At 35.3% G+C, this 14740-nt stretch carries 18 protein-coding genes; 5 read left to right on the top strand and 13 right to left on the bottom strand.

Translation table 11 applies throughout. The features are described from left to right. Positions 1-351: 351 nt before the first annotated feature. Positions 352-1347, bottom strand: coding sequence for a zinc-dependent alcohol dehydrogenase family protein (locus AN957_RS06175; RefSeq protein ID WP_056682877.1), 996 nt, complete (start codon positions 1345-1347; stop codon positions 352-354). Positions 1348-1627: 280 nt separating this feature from the next. Between AN957_RS06175 and AN957_RS06170 the strand changes: the two genes are divergently transcribed. Continuing rightward, on the top strand, positions 1628-2068 hold the full coding sequence (locus AN957_RS06170; protein ID WP_053474682.1) for a YaiI/YqxD family protein: 441 nt from the start codon (positions 1628-1630) through the stop codon (positions 2066-2068). A gap of 171 nt (positions 2069-2239) precedes the next feature. Here the strand turns inward: AN957_RS06170 and AN957_RS26680 are convergent, their stop codons facing one another. Both AN957_RS26680 and AN957_RS06165 read right to left on the bottom strand, forming a co-directional pair. Next, on the bottom strand, positions 2240-2401 hold the full coding sequence (locus tag AN957_RS26680; RefSeq protein ID WP_075209094.1) for a DUF3934 domain-containing protein: 162 nt from the start codon (positions 2399-2401) through the stop codon (positions 2240-2242). A 186-nt stretch (positions 2402-2587) separates the two neighbouring features. Further along, positions 2588-3151: a hypothetical protein gene (locus tag AN957_RS06165; RefSeq protein ID WP_053474681.1), complete on the bottom strand. Its 564-nt coding sequence runs from the start codon at positions 3149-3151 to the stop codon at positions 2588-2590. Positions 3152-3825: 674 nt separating this feature from the next. On the opposite strand from AN957_RS06165, the gene AN957_RS06155 reads away from it, so the two are divergent. After that, on the top strand, positions 3826-4608 hold the full coding sequence (locus tag AN957_RS06155) for an alpha/beta fold hydrolase (RefSeq protein ID WP_053474679.1): 783 nt from the start codon (positions 3826-3828) through the stop codon (positions 4606-4608). Between the two features lie 171 nt (positions 4609-4779). Here the strand turns inward: AN957_RS06155 and catA are convergent, their stop codons facing one another. From catA to AN957_RS06135, 4 genes are all read right to left on the bottom strand, one after another. Next, a complete protein-coding gene (catA, locus tag AN957_RS06150) occupies positions 4780-5427 on the bottom strand; it encodes a type A chloramphenicol O-acetyltransferase (RefSeq protein ID WP_056682874.1) in 648 nt (215 codons plus the stop codon). Between the two features lie 328 nt (positions 5428-5755). Then, positions 5756-6226, bottom strand: coding sequence for a DinB family protein (locus AN957_RS06145; protein WP_056682871.1), 471 nt, complete (start codon positions 6224-6226; stop codon positions 5756-5758). A 463-nt stretch (positions 6227-6689) separates the two neighbouring features. Next, a complete protein-coding gene (locus AN957_RS06140) occupies positions 6690-7484 on the bottom strand; it encodes an SDR family NAD(P)-dependent oxidoreductase (protein WP_053474676.1) in 795 nt (264 codons plus the stop codon). 140 nt (positions 7485-7624) lie between these two features. Then, the gene (locus tag AN957_RS06135) at positions 7625-8638 is read right to left on the bottom strand and encodes an AraC family transcriptional regulator (RefSeq protein ID WP_056682868.1); all 1014 of its coding nucleotides are present in this window, start codon (positions 8636-8638) and stop codon (positions 7625-7627) included. A 289-nt stretch (positions 8639-8927) separates the two neighbouring features. On the opposite strand from AN957_RS06135, the gene AN957_RS28970 reads away from it, so the two are divergent. Together AN957_RS28970 and AN957_RS28965 are read left to right on the top strand one after the other, a co-directional pair. Beyond that, positions 8928-9188 (top strand): TetR/AcrR family transcriptional regulator, encoded by a 261-nt coding sequence (locus tag AN957_RS28970; protein ID WP_342668464.1) that lies wholly within the window; start codon positions 8928-8930, stop codon positions 9186-9188. Continuing rightward, positions 9176-9511 (top strand): hypothetical protein, encoded by a 336-nt coding sequence (locus AN957_RS28965; protein WP_342668463.1) that lies wholly within the window; start codon positions 9176-9178, stop codon positions 9509-9511. The genes AN957_RS28970 and AN957_RS28965 overlap by 13 nt, the downstream gene beginning before the upstream one ends. A gap of 40 nt (positions 9512-9551) precedes the next feature. Here the strand turns inward: AN957_RS28965 and AN957_RS06125 are convergent, their stop codons facing one another. Continuing rightward, positions 9552-9842 carry a TIGR04104 family putative zinc finger protein gene (locus AN957_RS06125; RefSeq protein ID WP_053474674.1) on the bottom strand — a complete coding sequence of 97 codons (291 nt, stop codon included), beginning with the start codon at positions 9840-9842 and terminating at the stop codon, positions 9552-9554. A 141-nt stretch (positions 9843-9983) separates the two neighbouring features. After that, the gene (locus AN957_RS06120) at positions 9984-10685 is read right to left on the bottom strand and encodes a MerR family transcriptional regulator (RefSeq protein WP_053474673.1); all 702 of its coding nucleotides are present in this window, start codon (positions 10683-10685) and stop codon (positions 9984-9986) included. 167 nt (positions 10686-10852) lie between these two features. Here AN957_RS06120 and AN957_RS06115 point away from each other — a divergent pair, with 167 nt between their 5' ends. After that, entirely contained in the window at positions 10853-11572 is a 720-nt protein-coding gene (locus AN957_RS06115; protein ID WP_056682865.1) for a VOC family protein, read from the top strand. On the opposite strand, the gene AN957_RS29085 is transcribed toward AN957_RS06115, so the two are convergent. The 4 genes from AN957_RS29085 to AN957_RS06100 form a co-directional block, all read right to left on the bottom strand. Beyond that, entirely contained in the window at positions 11569-11661 is a 93-nt protein-coding gene (locus tag AN957_RS29085) for an IS3 family transposase (RefSeq protein WP_075209093.1), read from the bottom strand. The genes AN957_RS06115 and AN957_RS29085 overlap by 4 nt on opposite strands. Positions 11662-11759: 98 nt before the next feature. Beyond that, entirely contained in the window at positions 11760-12212 is a 453-nt protein-coding gene (locus AN957_RS06110; RefSeq protein WP_342668510.1) for a GrpB family protein, read from the bottom strand. A 206-nt stretch (positions 12213-12418) separates the two neighbouring features. Then, entirely contained in the window at positions 12419-13357 is a 939-nt protein-coding gene (locus AN957_RS06105; protein ID WP_056682862.1) for a phosphotransferase enzyme family protein, read from the bottom strand. A gap of 119 nt (positions 13358-13476) precedes the next feature. After that, the gene (locus AN957_RS06100; RefSeq protein ID WP_056682857.1) at positions 13477-14193 is read right to left on the bottom strand and encodes a hypothetical protein; all 717 of its coding nucleotides are present in this window, start codon (positions 14191-14193) and stop codon (positions 13477-13479) included. Positions 14194-14740: the final 547 nt, after the last annotated feature.

The raw sequence follows: 14740 nt of genomic DNA, 5'->3' as shown, positions 1-14740 counted from the left end.
AAAAATCCCTCCTTTCCCCATATATTAGGCAGATAGGAGGGAAATCCTTGTGACGAATTGGTGAAAAAAATCCCTTCTCTTTTGAGAGAGCTTTTAATGTCTTATTTAAGTAAAACACCAGTTAGTTGGTTAAGAAAGAGAAGCATATTCAACAATTGCGCACTTTAATGGAATAACGAAAATATGTGTTCAATTTTCATTTTAAATAATCAAACTTTGTTTTAAGTGATCCATCTTTTTTATAAAACTAAAAAAGCGCAGCTCTTTTTCTGGAAATGCCGCCCTTTTGCTGAAAATTATTGCTTAAACTTTTTTAAAAATTATGTACTCTCTACTTGACGAAGTATTCACTCAATCGCTTGTTAGAAACACTTTTCCTCTGGCTGTCTTTGAAGATTCAACAGCATCAACAGCCTTTTTTATGTTTGATAAGTCGTATTGAGAATCTTTCTTCATTAGACTCAATTTTTTATCATCTATTAGTCTTATCAAACGATTAAAAGTTTCTTGCCACTTATCTGCCGACACATCTTTATTCCAATTCCGTAAATGAAACATATTCGCATTCACCTTGGCTTTATTTACAATATCGGCCCAGTTTACTAGTACCCCTGATAAAAGACCAATCGTTAAAAAGTTCCCATTAGGGTGAACACAAAAAGCTAAGTCATTTCCAGATGAACCTCCAACGGAATCAATAGCAGCATCTGCACCCTTTCCATTTGTTAACTCCATAACTGTTTCGTGGAGTGGAAAATTAGAAGTATCTATCACATAAGAAGCACCGAGATGAAGCAAATCTTCTGTATATTTATTATTTCTTGTCACTGCAATCAATCGAAAACCTAAAACCTTCGATAATTGAGCAAAAATATGCCCAATCGCAGATCCGCACGCATTAACCAAGAGAATATCATTCTGTCCTAGTTTTAATACTTCTGTACAAACCACCCATGCTGTAATTGGATTGATATACATCTGTGCTGCCGTAAAATCATCAATCGAATTAGGGATAGGAACTGCCAATTCTGATGAGGTCTTAACATACTCTTGCCATGTGCCTTCCCCACGCAAAGGTAAAACACGCTTCCCAATAACATGCTGAGAAACGAAAGGACCAACATCTTCTACAATACCAACGCCTTCATATCCCGGAATATTTGGTAAAGAAATCCGATGAGAATATGCCCCTCTAATTGGTATCAAGTCAGAAGGATTGATAGGGCGAGCTAACATTCGAACAAGGACCTCATGATCTCTTGGGCGTTCAATCCTTTTAGACTCAACTCTTAGCACATCTCTAGGGCTGCCGAATTCAGAGAATATAATACATTTTGCATCCAAAATTATAAGTCTCCTTATACAATGAGTTTTATTTAATTATATCATTTTTTCATCCACTGACTCGTTCGTTTAGTTTTCAACAATATGGCCCTTTACATAAAGAAAGAGCGTCAGTCTTGTTATAGAATTGCGCCCGATCGTAGAAAATATAAATTAATCAATTTTTCACCATATGTTTTTGTATTAATCTTTTAATTTTTTTAGGTAAACCATCTTTCTCGTTTGACAAAGGATACCTTTGCCATTATCATCAACTCAAACTTACTTACGGGGAGAGGTAAACATGAAAATTTATGTTGATGCAGATGCTTGTCCGGTAAAAGATATCATTATTTCTGAAGGTACGAATGCTGAAATTCCTGTTGTCCTTGTTACTAGCTTTTCTCATTTTTCTCATGCGGAACAACCATCAGGAGTGGAAACCATTTATGTTGATTCTGGAGCAGATGCTGCTGATTATCGGATTATGAAGTTAGCAGAAAAAGGAGATATAATCGTTACGCAAGATTATGGTCTTGCTTCGCTTGGTTTAGCAAAAGGGTGTGCGGTCCTTCACCATAATGGGTCTAGCTATACAAATGAAAACATCGACCAATTATTGCAAACACGATATTTGAGTGCAATGGCTCGAAAAAGCGGAAAGCGTACAAAGGGGCCAAAACCATTTACATCAGAAGATAGGGAGAAATTTAAGGAGCTTTTTAAAAGAGAGATTTCACATTAAAAAAAAGCCGTTCCTTTTTAAGAAAAACTAGAAAAATAAATTGTCTTAACTATTAAACGAACCTGCCCAGCAGAAAATGAAAAAAGCGAACTCCTTAAAGGAGCTCGCACACGTTGGCTAATTAAATAATTGTATTTATTAGCATTCGTTATAATTTGGATATAAGTAACTTTATCTCTTGCTCGTTGGGTCATTTTCAACTTCCGTTTTTTTTGTACCTTTACTTTTATATGGTTTTGCACTCTTTTTTTTGTTTGCACTAGCTTGCCAACGATTCCACCCCTTCTTGTCTGTTCCTCTCCCTGTTCCACCTTTTCCTTTAGATTTACTCATCAAAACACCCCATTATTATTCCAGTTGAGTTACCTTTCTAGTTAGTGTTGATCATTTTCCTATGTTATTAACAAGCTTATTGCAATCAATAATATCCTTCCATTCACCCATACTATTGTGTAGAAACAATAAGCGAATATCGACTCCACGGAATTTCCTTTTTCACTCCCCCCATTTGTTTAAGTGTTACTCTTCTTTCAATTTTTTCATAAAAACAATCTTCTTTCTTTTTCCTTGTATTAATTTGACTCTTTCAGAGGAATATTTCGTTTGATTTGTTACCCATCTAAAAAACAGAATATGGAACATAAAAACAAGAAGATAAACAAAAAATGAGTACAATATATGCCAATTATGATATTGAAAAACATTGAAACAAGTTGAAATCCATTCAAAAAATGTACTGGAAGCAGCCCACACGATAAGGAGAATCCACGAAGGTATCATATAATATTTATCATAGAAGTAATAAAACAGATATCCGTAAATCGGATAAACGATTGAATACGTAATTTCATCTAATATTTCATGTGTATTCCCATCAAAACTATCGTAAATATTAAAGGGGCGTATAGCAATGGAAGTATCCACAGTACGGCCGATATAAGAATTTATTAAAAATAATAGAATAAATAAATGCAATGGGAAGCGTTTCGGTAAGATTATAAAAAAAAGGAATAGTCCCATTGCAACGAATAATACAAAGATTTCATTCTCATCTAAGCTTTTAGGCATTGTTAATACTTTCATTAACTATTCCTACTCTCCTTAGCAATTTTCTATATCCGAAGAGTAAAAATAAGTTTACAAATAAAACAGCTCCCCAGAAAATAATGGTAAGATCATACGACCAATGGATTAAGTTTACTAATCCTAGCCATTCATTGATGTATAAACATGAAGTATGAACTAATACCGAAATGGAAATAAGTATTATCCTGCTAATAGTAGTTTGAAATATTAAAAAATATGTTAAAAAACAAAGGGATAACATCGGCATTAAATAGATCTTACTTATGAGTAATGTGATAGCGGGTATTGGTTCATTCGGCATTTTAATCACTTTAAGATTAGCTATCGTTATGAGAATAAATTCCTCATTGATCATTGCATTTATCATCCAATATAAAACAATTTCTACAGGATGTAACACCTTATTCATATTTATTAGTAAGAGAATTGTTGCAGCTAAAATATATAAAATAAGTACAAGCAAATATCTCACCTTTCTTCAGATTCATTTACTCTGAAATAGATTGATACTCTATTTTCCCACATTTCCATTTAGCTATTCTCCTCTTTATGGAATCACTTCTAGCTTATATTTTCTCATTAACTTAGATACATAATTGAATCGTATGTTTAGCAAAATATAATCGTATTAAATCAGGAAGAACACTCTAAAAGGATGAGGTGAATACAGGTTGCCTGTGTTGTATATAGGAGAAACAAGTTTGTACTATAATGTACAGGGCAGTGGGGTTCCGATTGTTTTTATTCATCCGCCATTACTCACAAGTGCAAATTTTTTTTATCAAGTGGAAGAGTTGTCTAAGAAATATAAAATTATTACTTTTGATATCAGAGGACATGGCAGGAGTGGGTATTCGAAACATCCTATTACATACTCCCAAATTGTTGAAGATATCATATTCCTTTTGGATTATTTAGGAATAGATAAAGCGTTTATTTGTGGATATTCAACAGGTGGTTCTATTGTATTAGAATATTTGTTGAATCATTCTAGTAGAGCATTAGGCGGCATTATTATTAGCGGGATGTCAGAAGTGGACGATCTGATTTTAAAGCAGAGAATATCTTTAGCAGTAAAAATTGCCAAAACAAAAACAATCCCTTTTCTATCTTTTGCGATTTCGTGGGGGAATTCTGATAATAGAAGCATTTTTAGGAAGATGTATAAAGAAGCATTGCATGGGTATGCAGAGAATATCCAGCAATATTACCGTTATAGCTTACAATATAATTGTACTGCAAAACTTCAACATATTGATTTACCTGTTTTACTTGTCTATGGTATGAAGGATAAATCCTTTCATAAATATGCTCAAATCTTACATGAAAAGCTACCTAATAATCAATTATTGTACTTAGAAAAAGAAAAACATCAAATCCCTACTAAAGCAGCAACTAAATTAAATGAAGTAATTAATCATTTTATTAAGGATTTATTTGAAAAAAGCAGATAAACGAATTTATCGTATTAACATGATTGGAAGGATATTTGCTTGGCATCCCATATTTTAATTCGGATAAAGTAGATCTACGTATAAGGTGGATGCCCCTAAATGAATAGTTTTTCTAATAAAAAAGGAACTGATTTAACAGTTCCTTTTAGACATATTACCCATGATAAACAACTATAGCCACTCTACACTTTCATCAGCTAGTCTTTGGAATTCATTCATAAAAACACTTGCATGATAACCATCACAAACTGCATGATGAATTTGTAACGAAACAGGTAAGAATAATTCCCCATTTATTTGAGAATATTTACCGCCAGTTGTAATTGGTAGAAGATAGTCTCCACCATTATTAATATTCAAATTAAATCCAGTAAAAGAACTCCAAGGAATCATAGATATTGGAATATTATTTTCTGGTATAGGCGTCTTTGGAAACATCCTACCCGTACCATTGTATCTTTCTACATCTTTTTCATATTGAGAATAAAACTCAGAAAAAATTGTTACATTTGATGACCAAATGCTTGAAAATGTACATGTTTTTTTATCAAAAATGGTATAAGAAGGTAAAACCTCCGTCCAATACCCTAATTTCCCTTCTGAGTTAAAGCTCGTTCTGAATTCTCTATGTGCATTAACGATTTTTGTAATTATAAAAATAAACGCAGGATATAACTTAACATTCTTTTTCTTTAAGTTTTCCATAAGAATAGTAATATTTATTTCATTCGTTATACTAAATGTTGTTTGTTGCTGTAAATAGTGTTCAAAATACTCTTTTCGATGCCAATTTTTACGGTCTATCCTATTAAATTTCATTTTCAACGCCTCCTAAAATGTTCATTACGTTTTTAGGAGGCTATTTTGTCTGCTTTCTTCATCATATTCATCCTTTTGTAAATAAAAATACAGCACCATTATAGGTATATCTATTACTTTAGTCAACCTCATTCTTCTTCAGGTACTAGCATAAATATCTAACTTTTATTATTGAGTAGTATTCAAGAAAATAACCCTAAAATGAAAATGAGTGCTGAGCTTTGCTGCTGAATCGCACTCTTAATGGAACAACTTAAACATGTAACAAGTTCTAAAATCATTTCATGCTTAATCAACTAACACCCTCATTTTAACTTAAGAAGAAAGACTATTCAAACAATAAAATATTTGGGTCTTTTCCATAACAGTGGACAAGCATAGAGTGTAGTTGACCTCTGTGATGATAAACGTGTGCTAAAATCTCTAACAACCACTCAAACCTTGTGTATGTTACTTCCCAATAGGAGGTAATACTTTCTTGAAGTTCAGCTTCTGTAAATTTCATATAGCATTCTTTTAGACATTTATAATTAACAACTAAAGCATCTTTTATATCTTTTATGTTTTTAAATAGAACACTTGAATAGAATTCTTTCATCTCTTCTTGTGTTGCACCGTTTGAAATGAGTAAATCAGCTTTACAGATAATTGCAATATGTTCTAACAGTTCCCCTATCGAACGCTTATTTAAAGAAGGTCTCTTTTGTAAGTCAGCTTCTTCTAATTTATCGATTATCTCAGCAGTAGCTTTTAATGCTATTTTGATTTGATTTAATGCGCTTTTGCAGTATGTACTCAATTATATCCACCCTTCTAAACCGAATGTACGTTCGTTTTTATTATATTATTTTTTATGCCCTTCTTCAACCAATTCCCCGATAGTTTGAGCACGAACCTACATAATCTCTTCTAATTTTTAACATAGATATCCCATTTTCTTTTAAGGTGCTGTTCCATATAATGGCCCTAATATGAAAAATGAGCGCCAATCCTTGTTCTAGTTTGTAGAAAAGGTGTTGGATAAAAATATAGTTTGATTCAATTGGGCTGATAAAACCTGATTTACTAAATAGATCAGAGACTGCTTATGAAAAGATGATTGAAGCGTGCCAGAGGGGCAAATAATTAAGTGGGATTCTATGTTACTTCTTGTTTTAAAGCTATAATATGATAGGAATTAGGCTGCTCCAATACTGTAGTATTAGAGCAGCCTATTGTTATACATATCTTAACTTATTTACATTATTAAAATTAGAAAAATGTTAAAAAATAGTCGGTACCATTCCCCCATCCATACGGATGGGAGAACCTTTAAATGCGGATGCATATGGGCTGCATACAAATGTAGTTAGTCTGCCTATTTCAATTGGCTTGATAAATCGCTGTATTTCAGATTGAGGTAGGTTTGTAGTCATAAATTCTTTCTCTTTTTCTGAAAAAGTCATCTCTTCGTTAGGGTATATACCCTCAATTATTTGATGCACATTTTCAGAGAGTGTTGGTCCTGGCATGATTGTATTGACTGTAACTTCTGTTCCTATTGTTAATTTAGATAAACTTTTTGACAATGATAATAGCATTGATTTGGTCATACAATACTGAGGCATTTGCCCTGAAGGCATAATTGCTTCTTCACTCGCAATAAAGATAATGCGGCCATAATCATTTTTCAACATTTTAGGTAAATAAAATTTAGTTAATCCATTTGCTGCAAGAACATTCGTACGGAAGTAATTTTCCCATACTTCATCGTCAACGTCCTCATATTGCATCATTTCATAAATCCCCATATTGTTAACTAAAATATCAATATGGGGATATTTTTCAAACAAAGCTTCTCTTTGATGAATATCCACAATATCGGCTGTAGCATTCCCGGGAGAGGTAGCCGGGAATTCCGATTTAATTTCATTTACAATTCGTTCTACCTCTTCATCATTTCGTCCATTAATTAGTACATTAACCCCTTCTTTGGCAAGTTCAATGGCTATTGCTTTACCTATCCCTTTCGTTGATCCTGTAACTAAAGCTGTTTTATTATTTAATCCCATATCCATCATACATTTCTCCTTCTAACTTACTTATTTTGATAATAAAAAATTTCTATAAAAACCGTTCCTATTATTTTGTAATTATTATTAGGTTTTCCTCTTTTCGGCTTTTAATATAGTGATAAAAAACTACTTTTAAGACAAAATCAATGTATTGAGTTTGCACCTAAATGTTCAGTACGCCAATTTGAAGGGGTATTCCCTTCCCAAAGGCGGAAGGCACGGTAGAACGAGTTCTGGTCCTCATATCCAATCAGGAAAGCCACTTCTTTAATATCGAGCGAGGGGTCTGCCAAGTACTCTCGTGCCTGCTCATGTCGGACTTTTGTCAACAGATGCTTGAAGCTTGTGCCTTCATCAGTAAGCCGGCGCTGCAAGGTACGATCGCTCATTCCCAACTCGCTCGCGATAGTCTGAATTTCGGGGCGCCCTCCTGTCAGACTACGTTTCATGATCCACATAACCATCTCGGTGATTGAGTGGCTCCGTTGCTGCTCATCTAACGATTGATCCAGTACGGGAGTCAGAATCTCCAGCAACTCTGCGTTGTACGAGACAAAGGGGCGGTCCAGATCTTCTCGATGCAGTGTCAGCCGATTCCCATTTGCACCGATCCGGATACGGCAGCCGAAGTAAGCTTCAAGTGCCTGTACATCACCCATTGAGTGCGAAAATTCGACAAGCTTTGCCGTTAATGGTTGACCTGTGCCCCGGCGCCCTAGCTCCATAAGAAATGCCAGTGTGATACCAACTAGCATCGGTGGTCCGGGTTGCTCGGTATCCAACCAATCTAGTTCGATTGTACAATGCTCATCTTCCTCGGTGATACGTAAGCTTTCGGGAGGGCACAGTTGTTTGTACCGAACCATTCGCTTTAGAGCGTCGCGGTAGTCACGAGCATGGTAAGTCGCTAAGACGGTCGGTGGGTAATGCGCTGTTTCAAATCCGGTCGTAAGCTGGATGATTCCTTTGGCAGTGTCATCCATGATCTCAGAATAAGCCTGCCAGATCGCGAAGTATTGGGCCGTGGTGACAACTGGTTCAGTAATAATCGTAAGCGGCAGTCGTGCTTTTCGAACCACATCGTTGGCGGAAATTCCTAATTGAAGTAATCCTGCCCAGAATCCTGCTGGGATTTTAATACGAGTATGAGACGTCATAATGGGGCCTCCTTTATCTATCTACACATTCACTAGGTTTGTTTGCGATTGCGATTGCGTTCTGCCTTATTGACGGGATAGTAATTATATTACCTATTCATCATCGCTTTGTAACTAGCAAAGGGCGACATTTCACTTGCCAACTACGTCGACTAAATCAGCTAGAATAGGTGCCATTAACTGGGTTATTCGTCACGGATTACGTTCTCTAGTCAGTTCGGGAGATCAAGAAGCTCTAGGTCTATTGGAAATTCTATGAGTAATGACAAGAACAGGAGAATTACTTTTCATGAAAAGAAGTAGGGAAGAAACTAACGAAACAATTAACCAACTCAAAGAAGTAGCTAGAAAGCATTTTACCGAGTATGGCTACGCAGCTACTGTATTGAATGAAATAGTGAAGGAAGCTAAATTAACTCGAGGGGCAGTCTATCACCATTTTGGGAGTAAAAAAGGGCTTTTTCTCGCAGTACTAGAATCTGTTCAAAATGAAGTTGCGGAAAAGGTGGAAACTGAGTCAGGCAAGAGCAAGGATGTATGGACCAGCTAATTCTTGGATGCCGTACCTTTGTTACTACAGCCGTCGAACAAAAAAATAAGCGAATCATGCTTATAGATGGACCAGCAGTGCTAGGTTGGGAAACTTGGCGAAGCATGGATGAACAAGGCTCTATGCGGCTATTACACGAGCAACTCCAATTGATGCAGCAGCAAGGGTACTTTGAATCGATATCCATTGATGCGTTAACACATATCCTCTCAGGTGTGCTGAATGAATCTACTCTATGGATTGCACAAATGCCAAATGTGATGGAATCGGTGGAGGAAACGATGAAAATCATTTCTCAGCTGTTGGAAAGATTTAGAACTTGAAACGGATGGCTGCGCTGGAGACAATTCTTCAGCGCTATGATTACTGATCTACCTTTTTGTATTTAACCAAATAGGGTGTAAAAAGAGAACCGATTATTAAAATAGCAATTCCTACCCCCATTGTTGCAAAAGCATGATCAAAGGGTGAAAAGAAATATCCAAATACCAGCATTGGTAAGATCGTCAAAGATACAAATATTATCCTTCCAAGAACTGTTATTCTATGTTCAGTATTACAGGTTTCACATTCAATTGGTTTATATCCCCACCAAAAAGATTTATAAATATTAACCCAACTAAACTGCATGTTACAGTTCTTACACTTTTGCATTGAATACACCACCACACTTTCTTTTTGGGTAGCTATTCTGGCCCATTTCATAAAGAATGACGATTTTCCTTGTTTTAGATCAGCGCCCGATTACAGAAGATCAAACATTATATAAATGTTAATAAAACAACATTATATTTCTTATCTCTCCTTGTTTGAAACGATTTCTAAAAGGTTATGCAAATAGGCAATTCCCCGTACTTGCTCAACTAATGCATAATCGATATATTGCATGGATTTAAGAGCAATTTCTTTAGCCTGAGCAACATTATTTTTATCAAGTTCCGACAATACTGAACGAACGATATCCAAGGAATAAGCTACTCTTTGAATAGTGCGTATAATAAGGACTTTACGAATATCAGCTGGACTATACATTCGGAATCCACTCTCATTGTGACGTTTAGGTTTTATTAACCCCTCCTTTTCCCAATGTCTAATAGAGGAAGTAGAGACTTTTGCTTCTTTAGCAACCTCTCCAATCGTAAATGAATTTTTATTACGATACTTTGGAATATCAGTTAATTCTTTTAAATCTAGCATTTCAACAGTTCGCTGTGCAGTTTCCTTTTCTGCTTGAAGGTCAACTTGTGCCTTGTTAATTAACCACAAAGCATCAAGTTTTTTTTCATTTATAATAAGTGGCATAACCTCTCGAACCAAATCCATCCCAAATCCAGAATATAGTGCACGAATACATTGAAAATAAGCCTCATGTTCCTTTGTATAGATTCGATAACCATTTTCTGCTCTCTCAACTTTAGGAACAAGTCCCCAAGATTCATAATGCCTTAATGCACTCGTGCTTATATTTAATTTGTTCGCTATTTCAATCCCTTTCATTTGAAACCCCTTCTTTAAAACTATAATTAATAATTAAACTACATGACAACTTTTTTTAAAAAACACCTTAATTAAAGGGTTAAAAAACCTCAAACATTATCATTTGCATGAATATTGTATTATAAAAGTATACGTTATTTCACAATCTTAATGGAGGTTGAAATTTTGTGGATAAAATCATTCCAATTTTGCCATGTCAATCAATAAGGGAACAAGTTTCATTTTATGAAAAACTTGGTTTTGAAAACGTTGAGGTTTATACTCGTCCAAATCCATATGCAGTTATGAGATACGGTACACTTGAGATGCATTTTTATGGAAGTAAAAAAACAGTGCCTTCTGAGAATCCCCATATGTGTTATTTAAGAGTAGATGATGTTAATCGTGTTTATGAAACATTTACTACCGGCTTGAAACAAAATATCGGAAAGATTCCACGTTCTGGCATTCCGAGGATTTCAAAATTGAAAGACCTAAAGGATGATAGAAGATTCAATATAACGGATGTTGGCGGCAATACGATTTTTGTTGGAACGCCAAATGCCGAGTTATCTGATGATGGTACTTTTTTTAGAACCATCGAAAGCAAGGAGCATGCCAAAAACTTTGAAATACTCTATGATTTGATTTACTCTAAAGAGGATAGCACTGTTGCACATAATATGTTAATGAAGTTCTTCCCTGCAAATTTAGATTCATTGAATATTGGGGAATTGGACTTAGCAAAAATATTATTAGTTGCGTTAGAGGTTCATCTTGAGAGAAATAAGATAATAGATAAAGAAATTAATAATAAACTTAAAAAGTTAATTAATGCCTGTGATAAAAAAAGGAATGATTGGAAAAAAATTATCCAGAAATATAATGAAATGATTATGGAAAGTTAAATAAAAGAGCCTACTAACAGATGATCTCGATATTGTGACGGGGTCATCTTATTTAATCTCCACTTATTGAAGTAACCTACATCCTTCAATCCTTCATAAACTCCATACTAACGTTAAGATAAATATCCAATTTCCTTGTTGAATATTATTCCAGAAAATGGCCCTAAAATGGAAAATGAGCGCTATATTAACGGACTGACCAATGCCATTCGAGGGCTTTTTTTTCTATTTTTTTGACAAAATCGTTTTTACCGTCACCATAGCCATCAATGTCAGTGGGATATTTTTCAGCTAATTTACTTTTTAATTCTCCATATTCTTTGCTTATTTCTGGATTTTGGCGAAGATAATCTCTAAACGATAGGTGTCTTTCGATTTCTTGAATATTATCATACTGGAAAGCATGAATTTGATGTGTCCGATTATCTCCGCCTTTACGGAAGTACTTTCTTCCTTCAATTCCAAATTCACCCATGACTTCATAACCAAGATTTTCAAATTGTTCAGAGTAAGTATCTAATTCACTGATGTCTTTGACCACAAGCAGAATATCGATGATAGGTTTTGCTTTTAGACCTGGAACTGATGTACTGCCAATGTGAAAACTATTTACCAGTTCTTCTTGAAGGAAAGTCTTAATAGACAGTTCTTCTTTTTTATACTCATTGTTCCAATTTTTGGTTATAATCTACAACTCTTATATTCATTAGATGCACCCCATTCCTTGATATTTAACATTTTTCCACATAAAAATCCGAATACATATAAAGATAAACCCTTCTTCCTTTGTCACTACTGCTGATTGTTAAAACTCCTACAAGGGTAATGAACAATTCATAAAAACTATTATTTTAAATCATAGAATTTCATATCATTGACTAGTGATAATAGAGAATTGAAAAGACCGACTTGTCTTTGGTCATCCCACCCTTCTTCAAAATCTGCCATCAACCAGATTACTTCATCCAAAAAAACATGTTTTACAACATCTTGCCAATGTTTTCTTTCAATATCAGTAATCTTCACAAACTGAAAATATCCCTTTTTAAACAAGAACCATTGTTTGATATCAAATACACGGCCGGGTGCTGTATCCAATACATTGTGAAAAAGGAGTAATGTTAGTGCTAAATCATAGATTCTTGGTAAAAAGACAGCGTTATCCGGGTCAATGAGATAAGGTTTTACACTGTCATTATAAATAAGATTATCTGCCTTATAATCATAAGGTGTAGCAACTGATGGTAAATCCAAAGCCTTTAAGGTGTCCTGCTTTTCAATAATTCTTAGCATTTGTCTTCTTAAATGACCTTCATCCAGTGACAATCCTCTTTTTTCAGCATAACCTTTTATTTTTTCCAGATCCTCCATTATTTCCTGTTCTTCTAAATCAAACTCATTATAGGTTCTCAGACCTTCTTCGTTATTCGTCGATGATAAGGAATGAATGTGGCCAAGCAGCATACCAGCCTCGTATATTTCCTCATCTTTTCCTGTGTAGGACTTGCCCTTGATAAAAGGATAAACGACCCAGACTATTTCATCTATTTGTTGTGGATTGTCAACACCAATTGGAACTGGGGTAACAATAGGAACACCAAGTTTACGCAATCGCTCAACAAAACTTGCAATCCTCATCGCCTTTTCAATAGGTGCACGCGTATTCTTTACAATGTAAGACTTATCTCCCTGTTCAACCTTGTAAACAGGAGAGAATGGATAAATACTTTTTGGTTCTTCAGTTACATCAAACAGAAATGTTTTTAACACCTTCTCCCCACTCATAAACACACTTCCTTATATTTTATTGGTCTATAAATCTAACAACGAAGATGCATCATGCCCGATGGTTCGTCATTTTTCATGCCGCAGTGATTTGTATAGCGTCTGTTGCCACTGATCTTCTATTGTCCATTCAATTCAGCCTTTGCTTGATCCATGGCTGACCAATAGATTTGATAAAATTCCTTGGATTTCTGTTCTTCAGCTGGCGTTTTGCCGTACAGCCAATGACCATTTACGCTGCTCATCAGCGTCTGGCCACCAACCTTGACTTCATAGTCGTAGCCACCTTGTGAATTGATGCTAGAACTAACGGTACCACCTGCTAGTTGCGTCGTATTTTTAGTATAAATCTCGTCCATTTCATTTAAATAATCGACAAGCGTCAACTCACGTGTCTGAGTCGGTTTTTCTGCTTCATACTGCTTAATCACCCTCATAGCTTGCTCATGTAGCGCTTTTCGATCCGGTGAGACGGGCGACAGATATTGCGTATGCAAGCGATTGAACTGGGCATGTAATTGATCAACATCTTTATGATACGGTGCGTTGGCCATCTTGGTAGCTAGCGCCTTGATTTGCGCAATCAGTTCTTCTTGTGAGGGAACCTGCATCCCTTTCGTCGGAATAAGGCTCCAATCTGGTTTATTAATATCTGTCGGCAACAACAAATTCCGACTATAGGTTGCCGAAACTTCCGTCACTGAATAATTCCACGACGGCTCTTGTGTCGATTTCGTATACGTTTCGTGCTGCACCGTTTGCTGACTTTGTTTAGACTTTTTATGTGCACTATCTATAGTCTGAGACTGTATAGGTAATGAATGTGTAATTTTCATCGCGTTTCCCTCCATTGACATAGTCGGGCTTGGCAAGGATAAATATACCCCTCTATAATCGCTTGATTTAATTAGTCATCAATACATTTTATAGCTGCCCTTTGTTTAACTAATAGACTATCGAAACACTCTTTCTTATTTAAAATAATAAAGCAATCCGGAGCATAGTCCGAGATTAACTCTCGGCACATACCACATGGGCTGACAACCTTTTATTCTCTTTCCTCTTCATCTGAACATGGGTGCCTTACAGCCACAATTGTATCAAAGCCTTTTTTGCAATTGCCCCTGCATATCCTGTGATACACCCTACATATGCCTCTATATGTACTGCAGAAACTACATTTCCAAATTTTGTTCTTAACGCTGCACCAACATGGTGTCTATCATCCTCATATAGTTGAGTAATCTTGGTTTTGGATTCTTCTAGTCATTCATAATCTATTGATGTTAATGGATAAGTTTTCATTTCTCATCCCCTTTCTTTTGAATTGACTCCCATTCATCTTAACATAAATATCCAATTTCCTTTAGAAAAGATACTCCT

This window comes from Cytobacillus solani (assembly GCF_001420595.1).
Lineage (GTDB): Bacteria > Bacillota > Bacilli > Bacillales > Cytobacillaceae > Cytobacillus > Cytobacillus solani.
Note: the sequence above shows the minus strand (reverse complement) of the source record. Positions and strands in the feature narration are given on the sequence as shown.